21 protein-coding genes, 1 tRNA gene and 1 pseudogene are annotated in these 23,947 nt (G+C 39.4%); 11 read left to right on the top strand and 12 right to left on the bottom strand.

Annotated elements, in window-relative coordinates; all coding sequences use genetic code 11:
- Positions 1-3 precede the first annotated feature (3 nt).
- Positions 4-876 (bottom strand): hypothetical protein, encoded by an 873-nt coding sequence (locus tag LEP1GSC199_RS02635; RefSeq protein ID WP_002976966.1) that lies wholly within the window; start codon positions 874-876, stop codon positions 4-6.
- 81 nt (positions 877-957) lie between these two features.
- Between LEP1GSC199_RS02635 and LEP1GSC199_RS02640 the strand changes: the two genes are divergently transcribed.
- Genes LEP1GSC199_RS02640 through LEP1GSC199_RS02655 form a run of 4 tightly spaced genes read left to right on the top strand, consistent with a single transcriptional unit; the run spans position 958 to position 4,954 of the window.
- A complete protein-coding gene (locus tag LEP1GSC199_RS02640; protein WP_002977211.1) occupies positions 958-2,673 on the top strand; it encodes an acyl-CoA dehydrogenase family protein in 1,716 nt (571 codons plus the stop codon).
- A gap of 3 nt (positions 2,674-2,676) precedes the next feature.
- The gene (locus tag LEP1GSC199_RS02645; protein WP_039925868.1) at positions 2,677-3,585 is read left to right on the top strand and encodes an AEC family transporter; all 909 of its coding nucleotides are present in this window, start codon (positions 2,677-2,679) and stop codon (positions 3,583-3,585) included.
- Complete coding sequence (locus LEP1GSC199_RS02650) at positions 3,582-4,475, top strand: DMT family transporter (RefSeq protein ID WP_002977127.1); 894 nt, start codon at positions 3,582-3,584, stop codon at positions 4,473-4,475. The genes LEP1GSC199_RS02645 and LEP1GSC199_RS02650 overlap by 4 nt, the downstream gene beginning before the upstream one ends.
- Complete coding sequence (locus LEP1GSC199_RS02655; RefSeq protein WP_002976800.1) at positions 4,475-4,954, top strand: DUF4442 domain-containing protein; 480 nt, start codon at positions 4,475-4,477, stop codon at positions 4,952-4,954. The genes LEP1GSC199_RS02650 and LEP1GSC199_RS02655 overlap by 1 nt, the downstream gene beginning before the upstream one ends.
- Before the next feature lie 18 nt (positions 4,955-4,972).
- Here LEP1GSC199_RS02655 and LEP1GSC199_RS02660 read toward each other — a convergent pair whose 3' ends face one another.
- Positions 4,973-7,393: a 1-acyl-sn-glycerol-3-phosphate acyltransferase gene (locus LEP1GSC199_RS02660; protein ID WP_083901905.1), complete on the bottom strand. Its 2,421-nt coding sequence runs from the start codon at positions 7,391-7,393 to the stop codon at positions 4,973-4,975.
- A 107-nt stretch (positions 7,394-7,500) separates the two neighbouring features.
- On the opposite strand from LEP1GSC199_RS02660, the pseudogene LEP1GSC199_RS02665 reads away from it, so the two are divergent.
- From LEP1GSC199_RS02665 to LEP1GSC199_RS02685, 5 genes and pseudogenes are all read left to right on the top strand, one after another.
- Positions 7,501-8,887: pseudogene (locus tag LEP1GSC199_RS02665) on the top strand (SLC13 family permease).
- 48 nt (positions 8,888-8,935) lie between these two features.
- Positions 8,936-9,508, top strand: coding sequence for a hypothetical protein (locus tag LEP1GSC199_RS02670; RefSeq protein WP_002977272.1), 573 nt, complete (start codon positions 8,936-8,938; stop codon positions 9,506-9,508).
- A gap of 8 nt (positions 9,509-9,516) precedes the next feature.
- Complete coding sequence (locus LEP1GSC199_RS02675; RefSeq protein ID WP_002976887.1) at positions 9,517-10,359, top strand: CAP domain-containing protein; 843 nt, start codon at positions 9,517-9,519, stop codon at positions 10,357-10,359.
- 116 nt (positions 10,360-10,475) lie between these two features.
- The gene (locus LEP1GSC199_RS02680; protein ID WP_002976790.1) at positions 10,476-12,518 is read left to right on the top strand and encodes a PAS domain-containing sensor histidine kinase; all 2,043 of its coding nucleotides are present in this window, start codon (positions 10,476-10,478) and stop codon (positions 12,516-12,518) included.
- A complete protein-coding gene (locus tag LEP1GSC199_RS02685; protein ID WP_002972354.1) occupies positions 12,505-12,900 on the top strand; it encodes a response regulator in 396 nt (131 codons plus the stop codon). Before LEP1GSC199_RS02680 ends, LEP1GSC199_RS02685 begins: the two co-directional genes overlap by 14 nt.
- Before the next feature lie 77 nt (positions 12,901-12,977).
- Here the strand turns inward: LEP1GSC199_RS02685 and LEP1GSC199_RS02690 are convergent, their stop codons facing one another.
- From LEP1GSC199_RS02690 to LEP1GSC199_RS02735, 10 genes are all read right to left on the bottom strand, one after another.
- Entirely contained in the window at positions 12,978-13,433 is a 456-nt protein-coding gene (locus LEP1GSC199_RS02690; RefSeq protein WP_002976877.1) for an EVE domain-containing protein, read from the bottom strand.
- A 9-nt stretch (positions 13,434-13,442) separates the two neighbouring features.
- Complete coding sequence (ftsH, locus tag LEP1GSC199_RS02695; protein ID WP_002976997.1) at positions 13,443-15,398, bottom strand: ATP-dependent zinc metalloprotease FtsH; 1,956 nt, start codon at positions 15,396-15,398, stop codon at positions 13,443-13,445.
- Positions 15,399-15,427: 29 nt separating this feature from the next.
- On the bottom strand, positions 15,428-15,991 hold the full coding sequence (pth, locus tag LEP1GSC199_RS02700; protein ID WP_002977024.1) for an aminoacyl-tRNA hydrolase: 564 nt from the start codon (positions 15,989-15,991) through the stop codon (positions 15,428-15,430).
- 19 nt (positions 15,992-16,010) lie between these two features.
- Complete coding sequence (locus LEP1GSC199_RS02705) at positions 16,011-16,643, bottom strand: 50S ribosomal protein L25/general stress protein Ctc (RefSeq protein WP_002977145.1); 633 nt, start codon at positions 16,641-16,643, stop codon at positions 16,011-16,013.
- A 17-nt stretch (positions 16,644-16,660) separates the two neighbouring features.
- Positions 16,661-17,602, bottom strand: a complete 942-nt coding sequence (locus tag LEP1GSC199_RS02710) for a ribose-phosphate pyrophosphokinase (protein WP_002976995.1) — start codon at positions 17,600-17,602, stop codon at positions 16,661-16,663.
- The gene (locus LEP1GSC199_RS02715; protein WP_083901906.1) at positions 17,599-18,360 is read right to left on the bottom strand and encodes a sugar phosphate nucleotidyltransferase; all 762 of its coding nucleotides are present in this window, start codon (positions 18,358-18,360) and stop codon (positions 17,599-17,601) included. The genes LEP1GSC199_RS02710 and LEP1GSC199_RS02715 overlap by 4 nt, the downstream gene beginning before the upstream one ends.
- A gap of 27 nt (positions 18,361-18,387) precedes the next feature.
- Positions 18,388-18,463: transfer RNA gene (locus LEP1GSC199_RS02720), tRNA-Gln, on the bottom strand.
- Between the two features lie 4 nt (positions 18,464-18,467).
- A complete protein-coding gene (locus LEP1GSC199_RS02725) occupies positions 18,468-19,388 on the bottom strand; it encodes a 4-(cytidine 5'-diphospho)-2-C-methyl-D-erythritol kinase (RefSeq protein WP_039925870.1) in 921 nt (306 codons plus the stop codon).
- Between the two features lie 2 nt (positions 19,389-19,390).
- Entirely contained in the window at positions 19,391-20,347 is a 957-nt protein-coding gene (locus tag LEP1GSC199_RS02730) for a WYL domain-containing protein (RefSeq protein ID WP_002977270.1), read from the bottom strand.
- The gene (locus LEP1GSC199_RS02735; RefSeq protein ID WP_002976857.1) at positions 20,347-21,519 is read right to left on the bottom strand and encodes an ACP S-malonyltransferase; all 1,173 of its coding nucleotides are present in this window, start codon (positions 21,517-21,519) and stop codon (positions 20,347-20,349) included. The genes LEP1GSC199_RS02730 and LEP1GSC199_RS02735 overlap by 1 nt, the downstream gene beginning before the upstream one ends.
- 441 nt (positions 21,520-21,960) lie before the next feature.
- On the opposite strand from LEP1GSC199_RS02735, the gene LEP1GSC199_RS02745 reads away from it, so the two are divergent.
- On the top strand, positions 21,961-23,553 hold the full coding sequence (locus tag LEP1GSC199_RS02745) for a sodium:solute symporter family protein (protein WP_002977194.1): 1,593 nt from the start codon (positions 21,961-21,963) through the stop codon (positions 23,551-23,553).
- Positions 23,554-23,632: 79 nt separating this feature from the next.
- Positions 23,633-23,944 (top strand): hypothetical protein, encoded by a 312-nt coding sequence (locus tag LEP1GSC199_RS02750; protein ID WP_002976822.1) that lies wholly within the window; start codon positions 23,633-23,635, stop codon positions 23,942-23,944.
- Positions 23,945-23,947 lie beyond the last annotated feature (3 nt).

Below are 23,947 nucleotides of genomic sequence, written 5' to 3' on the forward strand. Positions count from 1 at the left end.
AGTTTAGGTTCCTAGAAGTTCGACAAGGCGATTGTATTTGAGGATGATTCGTTTTGTCATCCCTTCCCCTTTTTTATTGATGTCTGGATGGTATTTTTTTAAGAGTTCTTTGAATTTCTTTTTTACATCGGTGATGTTGGCGCCAGGTTCTAAATCAAAAAAGGCAAGTAGGTCTTTGAGTTCGATAGAAACTGTTTTTACAATTTTCTTCTTTTTCTTTTTGGCCTCTCGAAATCGACCATATAACTCATAATAGGTTCTATCTCTAAATTCACGAGTGATGTCTCGAAAGTTCAAAATTTTTGTGGGGATCAGGCTTTTTAAGTATTCATATAAAAATTCTTCGGCACCAAATTCGGAATGGATTTCGAACTTTTCTAAAAACTGGTGGATGGACCTTCTCACAAAAAAATCGATTTCGAATTTATCCATCAAATAGGAATCAATGGCATCATCAAAATCCACGGTTGCTGCTGTTAAAAGTAAAATGAGTTCGCGGTCCAATTTGTGGTTGGCGACTGTTTTTTGGATGAGTGATTTATAAGATTCACGAAGTTCAAATAACGGACGTTCACTAAAAAAGATTCCTCCTTTTAAAAAATCTTCTGCGACTTCATCCAACTCCAAAATCCAAGCGAGAAAATCCACAAGTAGATCCCCATCAACTTCATGGAACCCACCGGAGAGTGTCATTTGCGGTTTTGCGGATTTGAATTGATAAACTTTACGAAGGCATTCTTCCTTTCTGATTTCTAAAAGTTCCGATAGCCGGTCATAAGACAAAAACCATAACATCGACTCAGAAACGTTCTGCAATTCAAAGATCACATCGTGCAGAATTTGTTTGGATTTTCTCGTTTCCACTCTTTGGACCATAAAGAATCAACTCTAGAACCAATTTCAAACCTGGGCGACTTTTTTGCTAGTGAATCCTATTCCTTTTTTTGAACTGGAAGAATGAGCCACCATATTTCAGAACATCCTTCCTTACAACCGTTCGATATCTCAGAATACAAGGGAGTTCGCGGTAAAAATTTCTATGAAATGGACCTCGCCTTACAAAGAATGGTTCGCCGTTATTCGGAAAACTATACGCCAGAACATAAAAAAGCGATGGAAGACCATATCCGAAAGTATGGGGAACTTGTGGGTGGGATTTTGGATGAGCTCACCGAAGAATGCCACAAAGAAGGAAAATACGGCGAGGTTGTTAAATATGACCGAACTGGCAAACGAATCGATTTTATTAAATATTCAGAAGAACAAAAATTAGCACGAAAGATCTCGTATGACCATGGTGTGGTGAATTTAGATTTCCATCCCGAATGGAAATTTGATTTCACACATATCCATCGTTATGCGCTCACCTATTTGATGAATATGAATGGAGAAGGTGGAGTTGCCTGTCCATTGGCAATGACAGATGGAATCATTTTAGCACTTAAAAAAATTGGAACAGACGAACAAAAGAAAAAATACCTACCACTCGTTGCGGGCAAGGGAAGTTCTTCTCATTTTATGGCAGGCCAATATGTAACAGAAAGAGTGGGAGGAAGTAATGTTTCTGCCAACCGCACGATTGCTAAAAAACTTCCGAGCGGCAAATGGGAGTTAACTGGTGAAAAATGGTTTTGTTCCAATCCCGGAGACCTTTGGGTTACAACCGCAAAGATGGAAGGAACAAATACTGTGGGTATGTTTCTTGTTCCGAGGATCAAAGAAAATGGAGAACTTAACGGACACCATATCTTACGAAAAAAAGACATCATTGGTTCTAGAGGAAAACTCACTGTAGAAATTATTTATGACCGAGTGGAAGCAGAAGAGTTTGGCCGGCCAGGCCATGGACTTGTGAATCTCATTCGTTACATCATCAAAACCTCTCGTTTGCATGTGGGGCTTGGTTCTAGTGGTAACGCTAGAAGGTCTGTGATGGAAGCTTCCGAATATGCAAAGTATCGAACTGCCTATGGGAAAAAGATTTTAGAATTTCCTTCCTTTACCAAGACCTTAGCGGAGATGCAAATTTTACAAACAGGAAATTGTTTTGTGAACTTTCGCTCTGCCAATCTTGCCGAGAAGGGTGACGATGCCGCAGAGATTACAGTTCCCCTAATGAAGTATAAATCTTCTTCGCAGGCAAGTTACATCACACAAAAAGCAATCCTCACTCTCGGTGGGAATGGGATCATTGGGGACTTTTCTCCACTCCCTCGCCTTCATAATGATTCCATCATCAATGAAACTTGGGAAGGGACACATCTCATCATTACCGATCATTGTTTGCATGCTTTGCAAAAACCAAAAGTATATACGGCATTCCAAACTTTGTTAGATGATTTAACAAAGAAAGCAAACGAGTATCCCGAATTAAAAAATGCATTTTCTGTGTTCCAGTCCAAACGGAAAGAATTGGAAGACTCTGTGAAAAACCAATCCAAAGAATGGAAGGATATGAACCGAGTCTACATCGCCGATGTCACCTACCAAGTGTTTTTACTGGCTGAGTTTATCGAACAGGCAGCACATGATAGCGAGAGGAAGCTACCGACAAAGTATCTACACTTTGCCAATGGATATACAGAGATGGTCCGTGACGGACTCGAAGCACCGAGACAAAAAGAGGGTGTATTTTTTGATCCTAAGGCCATAGAGACCTTTCTTTCTTTTTAGAATATGGAAAACTTTTTACTGTTGGGAATTTGTTTTGGTTTGGGGTTATTTTTTCGGAGATTGCCCCAGTTTCCAGAATCCACTCCTAAAGTGTTAAATGGATTTATTCTGTTTATATCTTTACCCGCTCTAGTTTTGTATCATGTTCATGAATTAAAAGTAGATGCGACATCCCTTTTGCCTTCCTCTATGCCATGGTTTGTCTTTGGAATTGCTGTTGTTTTTTTTCTTAGTTTGTACAAACTAAAGGTTTTAACTTTCCATACTGCCGTTTGTTTGGTGTTAACTGCTGGTCTTGGCAATACTTCATTTGTTGGGTTTCCGCTACTCGAAACCTATTTAGGAAAAGAATCCCTTGGATATGGAATTTTAGCGGATCAATTGGGAACTTTTATGGTTCTTAGTTTTCCAGGAATCATTTTGGCATCCATTGCTATGGATGGAAAGTGGGATCTAACAACACTTATCAAACGAGTTCTGGGTTTTGCGCCCATCTATGCTCTGTTTGTTGCTGGCCTCACTCGTCAATTCCCCTACCCTGAAGCATTAAAATTAGTTTTACTCCGGTTAGGTGATACTCTTACACCACTTGCCTTAGTATCAGTAGGGTTTATGTTGGATATGAGAACCATCGCAGGTCACGGTAGAGTTTTGGCTCTGGGACTGGGGTTTAAACTCATCCTTGCACCACTCTTTGTGTATTGGATTTACTCTCCGCTAAAAGAGGATTCGTTACTTTACCAAACGATTGTTTTGGAATCGGCCATGGCTCCTATGGTCACATCCACAGTGATCACCATTGAAAAAAATATTTCTCCTCATCTAGCAAGCCTTATGTTGGGTATTGGAATTCCTATTTCCTTTGGCACCACTTATGTTCTCAACTTTTTGTTGAAAGGAAACTACATTTGAACCTTAAATTTTTACTCCTTCTCATACTCGCCATGGTTTCTTGGGGAATTTCTTGGCCCATTGGCAAAATGATCGCAGGAACTGTTCCCATTTCTGTTTTGGTGTTTTGGAGATTTTTTGCCACATTTCTTTCTGTTATTCCTCTACTTCTCGTTATGCGGATTCCCTTTAAACTCAAAACGGGAAAAGACTATTGGAATGTTTTGATTGGTGGAATCATTTATACCTTTTACAATCAATTCTTCTTTATGGGACTAAAAAACGGACTCCCTGGTGCCGGTGGAGTTCTTGTCACCACTCTCAATCCAATTGTTACATTTTTTATCGTTGTGCTAGTACAAAAGAAACGAATTTCGAAACGACAAGTGATCGGTTTGTTTTTTGGATTTATTGGTGGCCTTGTGATTTTACAAGTTTGGAAGATTAGTATCGACTATTTATTGTTATCTGGTAATTTATTCTTTTTGTTATGTTCTTTTGTATGGGCCACACTTTCCCTCAATAGCCAATCCACAGGAAAATCCATGTCTCCCATTACTTATAGCTTTTATGTATATGCGGTCGGGTCTACCATTGAACTCCTATTTTGTTTTAATGATCCCAGTTTTTGGAAAGTATGGGATTTGGGGTTCCATTTTTGGGCATCTATCTTTTATTTAACAGTGATTTCGACCACCTTTGGAACCACTGTTTATTTTTATGCGGCAACTAGACTTGGATCAGAAATTGCGAGTAGTTTCATTTTTATTGTTCCTCTCTCTGCTTATCTAAGTAGTTTTTTGATCTTGGATGAAGTGATTCAAATTCCGGTGATCATTGGAGGATCTTTAGCGATCCTCGCAGTATATTTAATCAATTCGAAACAAAAACCAAAGGAACCGAATCTTTGATGAAGAAGATTTCTTGGAAAAAAAGATTTAAAATTTGGTTATTTAACTTCTATCCTCCTTACGTTGGAGCTGGAATTCGCATCAAAGAAATTGCAAAAGACTTTTCCTATTTTCGTTCGGAAATGAATCTACGATTCTATAACAAAAATTATGTGGGAGTTCATTTCGGCGGATCATTGTATTCTATGTGCGATCCCTTTTTTATGTTAATCCTTTTGGAAAGATTGGGATCCGATTATATTGTTTGGGACAAAGCTGGGAATATGATTTTTGTAAAACCGGGAATGGGTAAGGCCATTGCTGAGTTTCGAATTTCCGATTCTGAAATCCAAAGGATTAAAGACGAAATCGAAGTGAAGAAAAAAGGGGATTATCTTTTTACCACTGATGTAAAAAATGAAGCAGGGGAAGTCATTGCTAAATTAGAAAAGACGGTTTACATTCGTAAACGGGGAAGGCTCCCCGTCCAGAATGGATAACGATCTTTAAATCGTTACCTAGTATTTTTTATCTTCGTCTTCTGGAATCATGCTCGCATAATACAAAAGCAGTGCGTCATTTTTGGAATGAATCACTCGATTGGATTCTTCGATCATCTTACGTTTTTCCAAAATCTTTCTACCTTTTTCCCATACTTCTACTGGATCTTTAATTAGATAATTTCCATCGTGACGCGAAATAAAATCTTCAACTAACATTGTACTCTGTGAGAGTTCGATAGAAAAATCATTTTCTGTTAGGATTTTGGCAACAATTTGGTTCGGTAATATTTTATGGTATTGTTTCCAACCTTTGGTGATTCGGTAACTGAGCTCTAAAGTTGGATCTTCAGTGTGTGCATATTCAGAAATAGGAATCGGGTCACAAAACTCTACATACACATTGGATCGTTTGGCAAGAAAACCTGCCATTCCTAACTCTTCTGGAATATTACAGAACTGATTGTCTTCGGGAACGGTTTCATAGGAGACCGAGATCGGAACAATTACTATCTCTGTTCCTGAACTACGGAATGCATTCACTGCCGTTGTCAAAAGTCCAGTTTTTACTGGCACTATGGCTCCTGTGCGAGAACGAGTTCCCTCTGGATAAACCAGGGAGGGAATTCCTTGTTCTAACATCACTTGTGAATAAAGAGTGAGGCAGTCTAAATACAAACTGTTTCTTGTTCTTTCCCGGTCCACGGCATATGCGCCGAGGGACTTTAACATCCATTCCCAAAACGGATTGGACATTAAATTGATTCCTGCCGCATAACGAGGAACAGGTAATCCTAAATGGAATAAAGAATAAGCAACTTCCACCGAATCTAAGTGAGATCTATGCGTTGGTGCATACAATAGATTGTATTTGGATGAGAGAGCCTTAACTACTTCTGTTTTTCCACCAATATGCGGAATCATTGACCCTTTCAAAAAACCACCAGAGAAAAGACGAATCGGTGCCACAAAACGAAGTATGGATTCGCGAACGGTTGGGCTATAGTTGTCTGCAATTTCTGTTACATAGAATCGAACGAGCTCTTTAACTAAAGTATTCTCTTCATCTTTTTGGCAATTTTGGAATCGTTGCCAAATTTCCAGTTCTGCTTCAAATTTAACTTCATCTAGTTTTTGTTTTTTTCGAGTGGCTTTGGTGAGTCGTTTTTGAGTGGATTCAATGACGGCTGAAGATTGTTTTTTAACTCGAGTTACTGTTCCTGGAACATTACTGATATGTTTTAAAATCCGATCGACAAGCAGATTTTGGAAATCGATTCCAGAGGTTAAGTTGAGTCCCACTTTTTTCTGCACAACGAGTGGTATATTTTTTGATTCTGTTTTTTTACCACAGATCAAATCTACGAGAGCATCTGGTGGTTGTTTTCTTGTAAGAACATCAAATAGAGTTCTATGTAAGGTAAAAGGAAGCCGGATTTCATTGGCAAGTTCGATAAGAATGCTGAGAGCATACGTTCCTTCTACGTTATCATGCCATTTTGTGGATTCTCTTTCAATAAAGGACCTTGGAGCAAAGAAAATTTCAATTCGATCTTTGATGCTCAGTTTTTCGCCACCTGACAAAAGTTCGCCGACAATTTTTTGACCAAATCCTCTGTTTCGACTTTTGTTACTTGTGGCAGTGGTGATAAAATCGGCAAGGCCTGACCTTCCCATCACAGTGTCCGGCCTTGCTCCATAACGCATCGCAAGGTCTCTTACTTCTTGAAATCCAACAGATAGAATTTCTCCAAGTAAGTTGGATCCATAACGTGGCATGAGTGATACAATCCCACTAGCAATAGCCATTGGGTTTTTGGCTACACCTACAATTTCCATTCCCACCACATCATCAGTAACCGATGTGTGGATGAAGTTGGAAGCCAGTACTTCGGATAGGTATACGGAAGTTTCCTTTTCATAAGATCCAATATTAAAGAAACTAAGTTTCTCTTCTAGAATTTCACCGAGTAGAGAAGGGCCGTTGACCACAGCAACCGAGGCATTGGAATAGTTTCTCTCTTTTAAATAGTTTTGTAGATATTGCGAGTAAGTAATGAACCCTGTTTTTTTTCTGTTTTTGGAATCCAGAATTCCTTTGGTCAAAAAAGAAAACACATAACTATTGCTAGGTTCTAATACTTCCAAGAGAGCATGAACACTATCCATAAAAGACCGAGAAGGAACAGCTACATGGAAAACCCAATCATCCCTACCAAAAGAATCCAAACTTGATACTATATCAATGTGGTCAGGAAGATCGATGGTCTTTCCCATAATCTCTGTTTGGCGTCGTCTTTTTAGAACTTCTACCAATTCTTTGTCTGGAATCCAGAGAGTGATAGGGTCGAACTTCTGTGCCAAAACGGAAGCGATGATAATACCCATTGGGCCGCTTCCCAGAACTGCTTGTTTTAAGTCGTTATAGGCTATTTGCATAAAAAATGAACATTACGAATCGAGGGGAAATCTCACTTTATTTGTTTGCTTGAAACGATTCGAGTCTATCGAAAAAGTATCAGGAGAGTATAAATCGTCAAGTCACAATGATTAGAGCTGGTATTGTATTTTCAAGTCTTGCTGTCATTCCGGCCCTTTTCGGCTGGTACCAAAACTGGCTTGGTCTTACTCGGCCACAAGAGATCAATTTAGCAATTGCCTTACTTGTTTCCTTTCTTTGGGTGACAGAACTTTTCCCTCTCTATGTTACCGGTTTTTTAGTTTTATTTTTGGAATTGGTATGGTTACTTCCGGCTTGGGGGCCAGGGGCACCAAAAACGATTACTTTCCTCTCCTGTTATTTTTCAGAGACCATTTTACTTTTCTTAGGTGGATTTGTGATCTCTTCAGCAATCACATCCTATGGATTGGATTCCTCTATTGCTCGGTTTGTGATTCAAAAAACTAAAGGTTCAGCCTTTTTACTCGTTCTTTCTTTAGGTTTTGCCACTGCCTTTTTATCCTGCTTCATGAACAATACTGCCACTGCGGCCATGATGTTGGGTCTTGTTTCTTCGATGATGAAGTCGTTGGAAGAGAACAATCCTTTACGAAAATCACTTCTCTTCATGGTTCCTTTTTCTGCCAACTTAGGAGGAATTGGAACACCAGTGGGAACTCTTCCCAATGTGATTGGAATTGGTTATCTACAAGAAAGAGGATTGGAAATTGGTTTTTTAAATTGGATGGGATTTGCTTTCCCTGTATTCATCCTTTCCGTCTTTGCACTTGCTATTCTTTTGTACATTGTGTACTTAAAAAAAGACAAATCTGGAAATTCTGTCTTTTCCATCCAAGTGATGGATACAGATTTATCCCTTTCGAAACGAGATCGTTCCATTGCATTGGGTATTATCAGTATTACTATTTTCGGTTGGATTACTTCTGATTGGCATGGAATCTCCAATGGAACTGTCGCCTTATTTCCAGTGATTGTTTTTTTTGGATTTCGACTTTTAGATTTAAAAGAATTTCGTAACCTTTCTTGGGATGTGCTCATTCTTATGGGGGGGTGGAATTGCTCTCGGTAAGGCATTTGAAGAGACGGGGCTTGCAAAACATTTTGTTCAATTGTTTTTGTTAGGTGACTCAGGGCAATTGGGTTTGTTTTTATTTTTCTCCATTCTCTCTCTTGGCCTTTCCTGTTTTTTAAGTAACACCAGTGTCGCCAATTTAATCCTTCCCATTACTATGGGTTTACCTGCTCATCTCATTTTGCCTGCTGCGATTGGTGCCACGATCGGTGCATCCCTTGCCATGCCCCTCCCTGTATCCACACCACCCAATGCTTTGGCCTTCAGTTATGGTGGAATCAGAAGTCTGGAGATGTTAAAAGTTGGTGGCATCATTTCCATCATTGCATGGACCTTCTTTGTGACTGTCGGGGGACTCATTTTACACCTCTTGGGGATTGTCGATTTTTCTAAGTTTTAAAAAAAAGACTTTTCCTCTCCCCAACTTCCATTACTCTACTTTCGAATTATGCGAAAGTTTCGTTCTCTTAGATTTTTCTCCGTATTTGTACCATTTTTTCTTTTTTCTTGTTACAATTATATGAGCGAAGATGTTCCCATCATCACAAGGCCAGACTTCAAACAACAAATTGCGATTCTTACCATTAAAGTATCCACTCCCGAAAATGATAAAACCAAACGAGAGATTACATCCATTTATACAAAATACCTAATGGAAACCGGATATTTTGGGCGTGTTCTATCGGACGGTGTCCGGGCCAGCCACCATATCGATTTGTATACAAGCGAAGTGAATGAGTATGAACATTTCTGGATATCTTCCATATCCACATTATTTATGTTAGGTACTGTAGGACTTTTACCATCGATTTACTCCAAAGAAAGAGTTCTCCAAGCCGATTTTTATTTAAACGAAAAACTCATCGGTCGCGAGAAGTATCGTCAAAAACATTCTACTCTATTTGGAATTCCATTTATGTTTATCTGGGAAACTGGAATCAAAGAAGCGAAAACAATTCATTTTAATAAAGAAAAGAATCTAATCCACAATGTAGTTCAAGACTACAATCGTTACCTATAGGAGACTCTATGAACTTGTTACTAAAATTAAAACTTCCCACAATTCAATCGCAAACGTTGGCCATTATTTTTGTTCTGAGTCTATTTACCTTTGTTTGTAAAACTCCTGAAGTAAAAAAAACTCCTGTTGTCGAAGTGAAAAAACCAGAACCTGTAGAAAAAGTTGTGGAAGCACAGGATCCCAATTTAGCATTTTTGGAAAGTATCGAAGATGGGAGAGAGTTACCTGATTCGGATAAGTGGAAGGTCGAACAATATGATTCATTTACAGAAGATACTTTTCCCTCCTATGCTCCTGCAAACTCAACAATTGATTTTGCAAAAGTCGATTATCCATTGTTAAATGCTGCCATTTTTTATGTTTCCTCTAAAGAGCGAAAATCTCTTGGTCTTCGTCCTTTTAAATATTCTGAAAAGTGTGAACAAGCTGCCTTTGGACATGCACAAGATATGGTAACTTATGATTTTTATTCTCATACAAGTACGGTAAATGGGAAGGAAACCTTACGTGATCGTTTGGATTTGGTGGGTATAACAGACACTTACTCGGCAGAAAATATCATCAATTCTTTTGGAATCCAATACCAAGGGGGACGCGCTGTATTCACACCTGTCCAAAACGGGAGTCCTTTTTTTAGTTATACAAAAGCCGGAACTCCCATCCCCAACCATACGTATTTGAGTTTAGCTAAAGCTGTAGTAGAAACCTGGTTTAATTCCCCAGGTCATAGAAAAAATATCCTCAATCCCGAATTTACCTATATGGGTGCAGGGACTTCTTTTTATAAAGATAAGAAGTTTTATGACATTGATAAAGTTAAAGCTGTGCAAGTGTTTACAGCGAAACCTTAAGGTTTTACTTTCCTGAATAGAATCAAAAAACTTAACTTACAAAAATAAGACATCAATTAGCTTAAAAGAAATCGAACCATCCGTTTCGAATTTTCGACACAAAGGAAGATGTCTATTTGGATATAAGCGAATATGATTTTTTGGCAAAACTTGCAGCTCAGATATGTGATTCGAAGATTTCTCTGATTACCACTTTAGACCAGAAAGAACCAAAAGCCATAGCCAACTATGGAATTTCACCGAGTCAACTATCTGGTCTATCGACCTTTACTTTCCAAATATTAGAACATAAAAAGGATATTGTAGTTTTTGAAAACTACCCAATCGAACAAAAATCCAATCAAAACACAGTTATAAAAACAGAATTTCCAATCACTTTCTTTGCGGGGATTCCTTTAATGCGTGAAGATGGACTCATTTTTGGATCTGTTTCGGTTATAGATGATAAACCAAAAACTCTGAGTCCAAAACAAAAGGAACTTCTCCAAGAAATCGCCCATCGAACTACCAAAATAATTAAAGAAAAATCCAATTCTGATGTGTTACAAACAAACGAATTGATTTTATTCGGATATTCAGAGGATGGAAAACCTTTGTCAATATTTGGCACCAAGCAAGCCATAGGTGAAATCAAAAAAATGGAAAAAAATCTTCGTATCAGTGAAGATGCCTTCCGAGAAAATTTTGATAATTCAGCCATTGGTATGGCCCTACTAGATGGAAATGGCAGATGGCTCAAGGTCAACAAAAGGGTTTGCGATATCATTGGGTATACTGAGTTAGAACTCATGCAGCTTACCTTTCAAGACATCACTCACCCAGAGGACCTAAACGTTGATTTAACATATCTTGAGGAACTTGTTACTGAAAAACGAAAGTTCTATCAAATGGAAAAAAGATATTTTCATAAAAATGGTAACCTCGTATACGCTATTTTAGCAGTTTCTATGGTAAAAAATGAAGAAGGTGAGGTTCTTTACTTTATTTCTCAGATCATAGATATCACAGAATGGAAGTTAGTTGAGAGAGAACTAAAAATAGCTTTATCTAAAAACCAAGCTATTTTAGATTCTAGCACTCTGGTTTCGATCATTAGCACGGATACAGAAGGTATCATTACCGAGTTTAACCATGGGGCAGAACGGATGCTTGGGTATTCTTCGGAGGAATTGATAGGAAAGTATTCCCCAAAACTTTTTCACATTGAAAGCGAAATAGAGAATAAAGCAAAGTTACTCAATGAAGAATACAATTCGAAAATTGAGGGTTTTGATATTTTAATCTACAATGCAAAAATTGGAAAACCGAATGCCTTGGAATGGACATATAAAAGGAAAGATGGATCAACGTTTCCTGTTCTTCTATCTGTCACTCCAGTAAGACAAAATGAAAAAATATCAGGTTACTTGGGTGTGGCCGTTGATATTTCAGAACTAAAAAAAGCTGAAGCAGAAATACAATCTTTACTAGATATTACCAATGAACAAAACCACCGCTTGAAAAATTTTACTAATATTGTCTCTCATAATTTACGTTCTCATAGTTTTGGAATTAGCGGTATGATGGAAATACTGCAAAACTCGTATCCTAGTTATTTTCAAAATGAAATGATGCAGTTATTATTTGGAGCAACCGAAAACTTAAAACGCACCATTGAAGACCTTACCGCTGTGATCAAAGTAAATCTGGCTCAAGAAAACTATGAATCTATTGATATTGGTCAGGTTGTCCAAAAAAATATTGAAAGTTTGGCCTTGCAGATTTTAGAGTCAGAATTAAAAATTGAAGTCAACCTTCCGATTCAGTTTTTGGTTCGCGGAATTCCTGCTTATTTAGATAGCATTGTGTTAAATCTGATTACCAATGCAATTAAGTACAAAACGAACGGTAGAAATAGTTTTTTAAAGATCTCCGGTTCCTATACGAATCAATTGATAAAAATCCAATTTGAAGACAACGGTCAGGGAATCGATTTAAAGAAACATGGGGACAAACTTTTTGGAATGTATAAAACATTTCACGAGAATAAGGAAGCCAGAGGAGTCGGATTGTTCATTTCGAAAAACCAAATAGAGACAATGGGTGGAAAAATTGAGGTTGAAAGTACAGTGGGAGTAGGTACAAAATTTACTGTATTTTTACCTTATGAACAAAATTAATTTAGCCTGTGTTGTGGAGGATGATCCAGTTCATCTTTTTTTGACAAAACAAGTCATTACTCTTTCTGGACTCGTCAATCATACCTTAGTTTGCCAAAATGGAAAAGAAGCATATGATATGCTTTCCTCTCGAATTTCCTTACAAGAAAGTTTACCTGAACTTATATTATTAGATTTGAATATGCCTGTATGGGACGGTTGGCAATTTCTGGATGAATTCACGCTGATTCCAGTCATTCAGAAGATTACGATTTACATTGTCACTAGTTCTTCTAATGAAGAAGATTTGCGAAGAGCAGAAAAATACAATTTAAGAAGTAACTATATAATCAAACCAATCACTCTAGAAAAACTAAGAGAAATTATTCATCAAATGAATTGATATTTTGTGATCGGGTTCTCTCGATGTACTGTGTGCTGTGATATAAAAGGTCAAATGGCCGTTAGTCGGCTTTTGTTCTACTTTCCCAGTTTGGCTATGATTTCGAATTCTTTTTTTGCCACAGGTTGAATCGACAACCTCGATCCTTTTTGTGTTACCACCATATTCTCTAATCCTTTGGTATTTCTTAAGGTATCTAATGGAATCAGATCTTTAAATTTTGTATGGGGTTTTAAATGCACTCCATACCATCTGGGTTCTGTACCTTTCAGTTTGGGATCAAAGTATTTATGGTTTGGATCAAATTGGTAAGGGTCAGGGCTTGCTTCCTTGGCAACTTCTGCGATGCCCACAATCCCCGGCGGATCTAACCTGCTGTGGTAAAATAAAACCAAGTCACCTAACTTTACTTCATCGCGAAGATAGTTACGTGCTTGGTAGTTTCGAACCCCTTCCCAATAAGAGAGTTTTTCTCTTATTAGGTCGTCAATGGAAAAGACATCTGGTTCTGTTTTAAAGAGCCAATACTTCATTAATACTTCTTAAGAAGAATAAGCCGGTTTTGTTGCCGAAGAACCTTTGCCTTTTTTATTAGCGCCTAATCCCGATTTATGATCTGCATATTTGTCAAAGGAAGGTTGGACAATATCCATAAGCTCTTGTGCATCAATCGTTTCTTTGGCAAGAAGTGCCTTCGCAATGGAATCCAATTTTTTTTGGTTCTTTTTCACCAAATCACGGCCTTTATCAAGGCAGGTTTGGATGATACGTTTGACTTCTTGGTCAATCAGAGCTGCAAATTCTTCAGAATATGGTTTACTTGTATGACCATAGTCCCTTCCCATAAACGGTGAGGTTTCGCCAGATCCGTAATGGATGGTTCCGAGTTTTTCGGACATACCCCATTCGCACACCATACGACGTGCAATGTTCGTTGCTTGTTGGATATCGTTGGAAGAACCATTCGAAGGATCACCAAAGATAAGTTCTTCGGCAATGTATCCGCCCATTGACATCACAATTCGATCCAAACAATAGTTTTTGCGATAGGAATGTCTGTCTTCCACGGGAAGCGATTGGGTAAGACCAAGCGCACGACCACGAGGAATGATGGTAACTTTATGAACGGGTTCGGTATACGGTAGTAAGGTGCCAAGCAGGGCATGACCCGCTTCATGGTAAGCCGTCATTTCTTTCTCTTTCTCAGAGATAAGCATAGACTTACGTTCCGGTCCCATCATGACTTTATCACGAGCTTCCTCGAGTTCTTCTTGGGTGACACGTTTTTTATTGCGACGAGCTGCAAGAAGTGCCGCTTCATTGATCAGGTTCGCAAGATCGGCTCCCGTAAAACCAGGGGTTCCCCGAGCAATGGAGTTCAGTGAAATATCAGAAACTAAGGGAACTTTTTTAGAGTGAACGAGTAAAATTTCTTCACGGCCTTTGAGGTCTGGCAGGTCCACAATCACTTGTCTGTCGAAACGACCAGGACGAAGGAGAGCCGGATCGAGTACGTCTGCACGGTTAGTCGCAGCCATTACTATGACACCTTCATTCATTTCAAATCCGTCCATCTCGACTAACATCTGATTGAGGGTCTGTTCTCTTTCGTCATGACCGCCACCAAGACCTGCACCACGAAGTCGACCTACCGCATCAATCTCATCGATAAAGATGATACATGGGGCATTTTTTTTCCCTTGGTCAAAGAGATCACGGACTCGTGATGCTCCCACACCCACAAACATTTCTACAAAGTCAGAGCCAGAAATAGAGAAAAAAGGAACACCTGCCTCTCCCGCAACCGCTTTCGCAAGTAAGGTTTTACCAGTTCCTGGAGGACCAACAAGAAGGACTCCTTTCGGAATTCGTGCACCGATGGCTTGGAATTTTTTTGGGTCTTTTAAGAATTCGATAATTTCGAGTAATTCCACTTTTGCTTCATCGCAACCAGCCACATCATTAAAAGTGGTTTTGACTTTTTGATCCACATTCATTTTGGCACGAGATTTACCAAAGGTAAAAGCTTTGTTACCAGATGCTTGGAGTTGGCGCATCATGATGAACCAAATGATACCGAGGGCAAAGAGCCATGGAATGATTCCTGTAACAACACTCCAAAACTTGTTTTCTTCCGTTGATTTCGCTGTAAAACTAAGGCGTGATTTACGAAGTTTTGTCACCAAATCATCGTTCACCTGCGCTACGTTCGTTTTGAAAGGTTTTGGTTTGTTGTCTTTGCTGATTTCTGGAATGTACCAACCTTCAATCAACTCTCGATCAATGATGATTTGTTGTTTTGAGGAAATATCTTTTCCATCTTTCGAGGTAATTTTTCCAATCGGCTTTTTCCCTTCGATGGGTTCCACCATATTCAAAAAATCGGAATAGCTGATTTCGTCGGGTTTACCGGCGAAGTCCTGACCTTTATAAACCGTTGCCAAAATGACAAGGAATACGAGCAAAAATAGAAATACGGTTTTGATGTTTTTATTCATGTAAAGACTTCTCGCTAGTTAGACTGAAATCAAAGGTGATATTTCTGAATCACTTCGTCAATATCCCCCATGGATATGGAACGAATCGCCGCTTCGGCGTCATTGATGATCTGTATCAAGCTCAGGTTCTCCAAAGGCTCAAAATCTTCACGTAAAAATTCTTCCCTTTTTTTTGGATCGAAGGCTGAATTAAGAACGCCGATCCGAATCCGTATAAAATTGGGGGACCGTAATGAGACAGAAACCGAGTTGACCCCAGGGTTGACATCGTTTTCCCCACCTTTAGTGACCACGATTTGGCCGAGATCTAACCCGACATCCTCATGGATGACCACAATGTCTTTTACCTGGATTTTTAAAAAGGAGGCAATGTAGAGAACCGACTCACCGGAAAGGTCACTGAAGGTTTGTGGTTTGAGTAAAACCACTTCGTCACCTTCAAAGTCACCACGACCGATGAGAGATTTCTTTTTCTTCGTTTTGATTTCGATGCCAATGTTGTTTGCAATGACATCTAGAATCTTGAAACCAATGTTAGATCGATTGTTATTATATTTATCGCCAGGATTTCCTAGCCCTACAATTAACTTCATTGGTTCCTAAAAGTTGATCTTATTTCTTTCCAGCTTTTTTCGCTGCTGGTTTGCCCTTGGTTTCTGCTTCCGCTTTTTCAGCGCGTTCAGCAGCAAGGATTGCTTTTGTTTTGCTACAAGAAGCAACAATCGGATCACCATTCATTAGGATTTCCCAAGAAGCAGGGTGAGGAAGTTCGGAAACTTTGATCATATTTCCGATATCAAGACCACTCACATCAATTGTGATCACGTCAGTTAAATCTTCAGGAGTTGACTTCACTTTGATTTCGTGAACGAGGTGTTCGAACTGTCCACCTGCTTTGGAACCTTTTGCAACACCAGTTGTTTTGATTGCCACTGTTGTGAGGATCTTTTTACCAGGAGTTACTTTAAAGAAGTCGATGTGTCGGATCTGACCTGTGTGTGGAAATCTTTGGATTTCTTTTACGAAAACTCTTTCTGTTTTACCATCAAGTTCAAGGTCAATGAGGGTTGCCTTACGGATTCCTGAGTCGATGAGTTTTTGGATTTCTTTTTCGACAACACTTGCCGATTTTGCTTCACCGCTTCCGATGATGTTCGCCGGTACTAAACCTTCCACACGCATTCTTCTTGCAGGACCTTTTCCTTTAGAAGTTCTTGTTTGTGCTTTGATACTGATTTTTTCCATGATTATGTTCCTTAAAGTTATGAAAACAGACTAGAGATTGATTCTTCGTTATGAATCCGCTCGATGGCTTTAGCAAAGAGTGGGGCGATAGAGAGCGTTTTCAAGTGATTTATTTTTTTGCTCTCGGGAATGGCGATAGAATTTGAGAGTACAATTTGTTTGAAGTTGCCTTCATTCAATTTCGTAGGTGCCTCTCCCGAAAGAACACCGTGGGATGCACAACACAATACTGATTTGGCTCCATTTTGGTAGAGGGCCGTCGCAGCTTTTGCAATCGTTCCGCCAGTATCTATCATATCATCAAGTAATAAGCAGTTTTTGTCTTTGATTTCACCAATGACATGCATCACCACAGACTCGTTAGCTTTTGGTCTACGTTTGTCAATGATGGCAAGTGATCCGTTTACCTTCTTTCCGAAGTTACGAGCTCTTTCTGCTCCACCAGAGTCTGGGGAAACAATCACAAGGTCTTCCATACCAAGGGAGTTGATGTACTCCGCAAGGACCGGGGAAAAGTATAAATGGTCTACAGGAATACGAAAGAATCCTTGGATTTGGTCAGCGTGCAGGTCCATTGTGAGAACTCGGTCAGGACCAACAGTTTCGATTAGATCGGCAACCATTCGAGCAGAAATCGGAACCCGTGGTTCTACCTTTCTGTCTTGGCGTCCATAACCATAATAAGGAATAACGGCAGTAATGCGACGTGCAGAAGCTCTTCTTGCTGCATCGATGATGAGTAAAAGTTCCATCAAACTGTCGTTTGCTGGGTAACTTATGGATTGAACCACAAATACATCCCGACCACGAACGTTTTCTTCGATTTTTACAGAGCTTTCTCCATCGGAGAATCTCTTCACAGAGATTTGGCCGTTGGGAATGTTCAGGTGTTTACAAATTTCCTCGGCAAGAGGTCTGTTTGCATTTCCAGAAAATACAACTACTTCGCTGGGATTCATACTCCAACCAACCCTTTATCTATATATTGTTTTGCAAGAGCCAAATCATCAGGAGAATTGATACCGTGACTTTCTAAAGCATTTGCCAAAGTTTTTGCCCCAACTTTTTTTCCTAAAGATCTAAAAATCTTTATTACATCTGTGAGGTAATATTCCTTTTGAGCATTGTCATTACCGATTTGTTTTAAGGCAGTAAAAAGATCTTCCGTAGTAAAACAGTAGGTTCCTGTGTTCACTTCATTGACGACTTTTTCTTCGGGGGTGGCGTCTTTTTCTTCTACGATGCGTAAAAGGCTGCCATCATCAGCAGAACGAATGATGCGACCGTAACCTGTAGGGTTTTCCATTTTGGCTGAGAGAACAGTCGCAGAATATCCGTTTTCTTTATGGAGGTCTATGAGTTCAGAAAATGATTTTGCTGAGATTAGGGGTGCATCACCACAGGCAACGATCGTGTATCCCGTGTAAGGTGCAAGTGCGGGTTCGGCCGAAAGGACAGCGTGTCCTGTTCCCAATTGTTCAGTTTGCTCGGCAAATTCTACACCAGAGAATGATTTTGCGATATCTGTAACGATATCTTTGCGGTAACCGACAACCACGATTTTTCGTTTGATGCCGGCAGATTCGATATTGCGAAGAACGTGAAGTAAAAGTGGAGATTCGTTCAGTACAACCGCAACCTTGGGAAGCTCACTCTTCATTCGAGTTCCTTTCCCCGCCGCCAAAATAACAGCAGTTACAGTATTATGTAGGTTCATCGTTCGTTCTATCGGATCTTTTAAAACTGGCTGGCCTGCTAGGATTCGAACCTAGGGAATGGCGATACCAAAAACCGCTGCCTTACCGCTTGGCTACAGGCCAGTTTCTAAAAAGAGAACGTTCGAAATTCCATATCGGGGAATCGATCGGAGACAATGCGTTGGGCTTCGTCTCTCTCTCTATCTGAAGGATAAATGCCATAAAAGCAAGAACCCGAACCCGATAAAGAAGCATAGACTGCTCCCGACTCATAGAACCCTAATTTCAATTCCTTTAGTAAGGGTTGGGTCTGAAAAGCGATTTTTTCAAACTCGTTCTCGAGCCTGTTTTGCAGGTATGCCCAATCCCCGACCTGAAGACTTCGAATTAAATCCTCTGCCAGAGATTTCCATACTTCGGAACCATAGGGTTTTTGTAAACTTTTTTGAAGGCCTAAATACATAGATGCTGTAGAAAGTCCGAAGGGAGGAATGGCCAAAATTCCAGAGCCTTTCGCTACAGATAGGGGTTCCAAGACCTCCCCGATCCCAGTCACATAACAAGCCGAGGATTGCAAAAAAAAGGGGACATCCGCACCGATGGATTTTGCCAAGGGGATCTCTTCTTCTTTCGAAAGATGGGTCCAAGGGAAGAGTTCTTTTAGGAAAAGGCCCGCATTGCTACTCCCACCTCCGATTCCTCCTTCGGGTGGTAGGTATTTTTGTAAATGGATGGAGATAGAAACGGGTTCTCGCAAGTACGAAGTTAACTTTTGGAAGGTTTTGTAGAGAATGTTTCGGGTGAGATCTCCCCTTTCCGAAACTTCTTCGAATTTTTCACGCCGATAACCGAGGAGATGGTTTTCAGAAACTAAATGGAAACTTGACGTTTGGCTTTCCAGGAGAGGAGTGATTTGAATTTCCATGGGATCGCCAAAACTAATGGGAACAAAAACGCTGCGAATTTCGTGAAGGCCGTCTTCCCGTTTGTAGGGAATCATCAAACCAATGTTAATCTTTCCCTTTGCAATGGACTTCAAGGAAACCATTCCTAAGACTGTGCGTGAAGATTCGGTTTTGAAGGTGCTATGGATTGTAAGTGGAATTGGATGGAGTTTTTTAATTCTATCGGTTCCGACACCAATACAGAGGTTCCGTATCCTAAGACGGTTTGGACAAACCAGTTTTCATCTCGAATCGGAGCTTGGAATTCTCGGTAGAGAGTATCCCCAATTTGTTTTTGGTCTCCCGTTGGTTTTAAGATTAGTTTCATTCCTAAATGGTAAGACGCAGAATCAGTGATCCATAATTTTGCAAAGTCTTTGTTTTCGGAATCGGCACCAAACAGTTGTTTAAACCCTTCTAAAAATTCCCCTGCGGTATCAGGTAAGTTCGGGTATGTTGTATCAGTAATCTCAATGTCCAAAATATAATCTAAACGAAAGGATCGGAATTCTTCTTTGATTAGGTCATAAGCCAAAAGGTAAGAATCATTTTCTTCCCAGAGGAGCCAAGGTGCAAGTGTTCTTGTTTCCTTTTCCCGAGTATCTCGCTTCCAGTAAACAATTGTTAGTATTTTTTTTTCACCAATTGCTTTTACTATGGTTTCTTTCGATTTTTGATACGGAGACCAATCACCCGAAGGAATCACTGAATCAATTTTACTTAAGATAGAATGATTGAGTGCGGAATCTTCTTTAGTTTTTTGTGTAACTAAAAGTGATCTGAGGAGGGACCATTCTTTTGGGGAAAGGGGGAGTGCGGAATCTACAGCAATAGGGAGTCGGATTTTTACCTTCTCCCCATCAAAATCTAGATCCACAGCATCGGTGGGTGAATAAGGATACATCTCAATCATATACAACTCACCCAAATCTTTTTTGAGTGAAGCGATGGATTTGTGTCCCGTTACGCTTTGAATTTCTTCTAATCCAAGACCTTCTGGATGAGAAGCCAGAAGGCGGATTAAATTTAATTTGGAAGCGGCCCGAAGAGTGGATGGATTCATTATGCTTCTAGAATTACTTTTAATTCCTTAGCATTTGAAGCACATAATGATTGTTTTTCGATGTTTTTTGCCTTTAGGTGTCCGCCAGTGAGTCTTTGGCTGACCACACTTGGCCCAAAGTCAATGATTGTGTTTATGGCACTGTCATTAAAAATTGGTGCGATCGCCAAATCCCAGTAAAGTGGCTCAATCAATACCATCTTAAATAGGATGTCACGAAGGTTTCCATCTTTTTGCAAGTTGTGACCATCAAAGATGCTATAGACAGGAACTTTTAAATCAGCACCAGTATAAGGAAATGGAACGACCGATGCATCTTCTGTATTGAATTTGTCGAGGGATGTTTCCATAAATGGGCAGTGGAAAGGTGCTGTTGTTTTTAAATAAACAAATTTGAATTTTTTCTCATCCATCTCTGCTTTCCATTGTTTACGGAAGGCAAGAAGGGAAGAAGGAAGTGCCGAAAGAATCATGGAATCAGGAGTGTTATAAAGAGAGATAAAAACTGTGTCTTGGCCTTTGAGTCCAAGAGAGTCGTTTGTTTTTTTCACTCTTTCTTCTAATTCATCTTTAGTGTAACCAATCACGGCAACCATAGGAGCTGGATTTTTATCACCGTTTGCTTCGTTTTCTTTTACGATCTCTTCCGAAACAACAAAGTTAGGATACACTTTTTGGCCATTAAATCCAAGATAAAAAACAAATTTTAAAAAGTCGGAGTATGCTTTTAAAAAATCAGACCCGTCTTTTCCAAGACCAACAAGAGCCGAAGCAATGACCCCTTGGCTATGTCCACTGAGGGCTCCCGTTGCTTTGATGAGTTCCGCTGTTGGGTAACCACGTTTGGAAACCAAAACATAGTTTGCAATTTGAGTCATAAAAATTCCCGGCACGGAGATGGGTGCGCGAGCTAAGTAATCTTCCGAAGGAGCGCCGTCTGGATTTTCAATCCAAGATTTGAAATCAAATCCTTCATTCAAAAGAGGACTTTTGCCATCACGGGTTGCAATTTCAGCGATAGTTTTGAAACTTGTTTCGAAAAATTCTTTGAGTTCTGGTTCTGCATACAATTTTACGAGTTCTTTTAGATAAGGTGAACCCTGTCCCCCAAATTGAAGGAAAAATTTTTGAGAATTTTGGAGGGTAGCAGTAAGGAGTTTGGCCGATGTCATTTAATCTTCCTGAGATGTGATTTTTCTGTTACCGTACAGATCGGACTTCCTAGAACAAGGAGAAAATTCCGTAAGGAACCAGGGCAGGAAACCCCAGTTTTTTTAGTGTAGTTGCTTGAATTACGCGGCTTTGCTTTGTTCTAGATTGGATTTAATGCGTTCGTGGTCTAGGGCAAGGAGGACAGTATTTTCGAAATAGGTAGAAAAATCGATTCTTCCGGAAGAATAGTCTTCATGGAGAAGGGCTAAAAGAAGATAGAACATAGGTCCTCCTGGTGGTTCCGAATCTATCAATGTGACATAATTCGGAAAGTCTTTTTCGGTCAAAGAGTTACAATGAGTGTCGGTAAGTCTCGGAAATTTTGAAGGAAAATAAACGAAGGTAGTGAGATTCGGGATTTCCTCTTTACAAAACCCTGTTTTCTAGTTTCTTACGAGCCTATGTTCGTAACCCTTTCCCCCATCGATTATCTCATCCTTTTGGTCTTCATTGGGTTTATGGTTGTGATCGGGGCCTTGTTAAAGAGATCTATGAACCAATCGAGTGATTTCCTTCTTGCGGGCCGAATGATCCCCAGTTGGATTACGGGAATTGCTTTTATCTCGGCCAATATTTCCGCCTTAGAGTTGTTAGGGATGAGTGCCAGTGGGGCAGAATATGGTTTTTTAACCTTCCATTTTTACTATTTGGGTGCGATTCCAGGAATGATCTTTCTTGGGATCTTTATGATGCCCTTTTATTATTCCTCAAAAATCAGAAGTGTCCCGGAATATTTACGGTATCGTTTCAATAGACCAGCCCATTTAGTCAACTCACTGATTACCTTACTATCACTTGCACTTGGCTCTGGAATTTATCTTTATTCTTTGTCTTTGGTGTTCGAAACGATGTTTGGTTGGAATCCCCATCTTTCCATTTTGTTTAGTGCGGGTATTGTACTCATTTATACTTACTTTGGGGGACTCAGTTCTTCTATTTATACAGAGGTGATGCAATTTTTTCTAACCGTTCTTGGTTTGTTCCCACTTGTGATTATCGGCCTAGTAAAGTTAGGTGGTTGGGATGGGCTTATGCAAAAAATTCCGAATTCACACAAACATATGTGGCAGGGGCTTGTGAATGGACAAAATGAACTTGGTTGGGATTTGTTAAGTGTAACGGTGGGGCTTGGTTTTGTATTATCCTTTTCGTATTGGACTTGTGGGTTTACTGAAGTGCAGCGGGCCATGGCGGCAAAAGATTTTCGAGCCGCAAGAAGGACTCCTCTTATCGGAGCAATGTTTAAATTATTTTTACCATTTTTAACAGTGATACCGGGATTAATTGCCTTAACAGAATTTTCAAAAGAGATGAATGGGGAATACAATAAAAGTTTTTTGATATTACTCAAAAACTTTTATCCCTCGGGGATGTTAGGTCTTGGAACGACAGCACTCCTTGCCGCCTTTATGGCGGGTATGTCTAGTTCTATCACCGCCATGAATACTATCTTTACTTATGATATTTATCAAACCTATATCAACAAAGACAAAGAAGATAAGGATTATTTAAAGATCGGAAAACGTTCCACTATGTTTGCTATCGTTTTCGCCATTTTTGCTTCTTACATTGCTATACAATTTGAGAATATAATGAACTATATCCAACTACTGTTTTCTTTTTTTAATGCACCTCTCATTTCGATATTTTTGCTCGGGATGTTTTGGAGGCGGGCTTCCGCTTGGAGTGCTTTTTATGGAATGATCCTCGGAACATCAAGTGGCCTCGTTCATTTTATCCTATATTCATTCGATATCATTTATTACAAATCGGAGATGGTTTCTAATTTTTATGGAGCCATTTACTCTGGTTTGGCTTGTTTTCTAACTATGGTGATTGTGAGTTATATAGAAAAGGACGATCTCACAAAGGATCTACACGGACTCGTTTATTCCGATAGAGATATGACAAATTCATTTTGGGATCCAAGAATTTTAGCCTGGGGAGTTGGACTCATTGTCCTTCTTGCAGGCTTTAATATCATTTTTGCATAAAGATTTATACGTACGTAATAAAATAGTAATTGAATGCGAGTTTAATGATACTATGTTTGTTGCAGTATACACTAAGACTATGAAACCAAATCATTATACAGAAATCCCAGCCACATTTGAGGTCCAATTGGAACATCTAAAGGATTATGATTCTAAAAAGCATATCAGTGCAAGGGGAATCATGTTTTACCATCCTTATGACATTGAAGTGCCTTCTATATTGAAAGTTTCCTTAAAAATGATTTCTATGACAGGTTCTGTTGACTTTCTTGTGAAAACTTTGAAGTGCGAAAAAATGGGAAACGAACCTTTGTATGAGATTCATTGTAATTTTTATGACACAAATGCTGAGAAAGAAGACGAAGTGTTAGGTTTTATCAGCAGTTACTAAATT

The organism is Leptospira vanthielii serovar Holland str. Waz Holland = ATCC 700522 (assembly GCF_000332455.1).
GTDB lineage: Bacteria > Spirochaetota > Leptospiria > Leptospirales > Leptospiraceae > Leptospira_A > Leptospira_A vanthielii.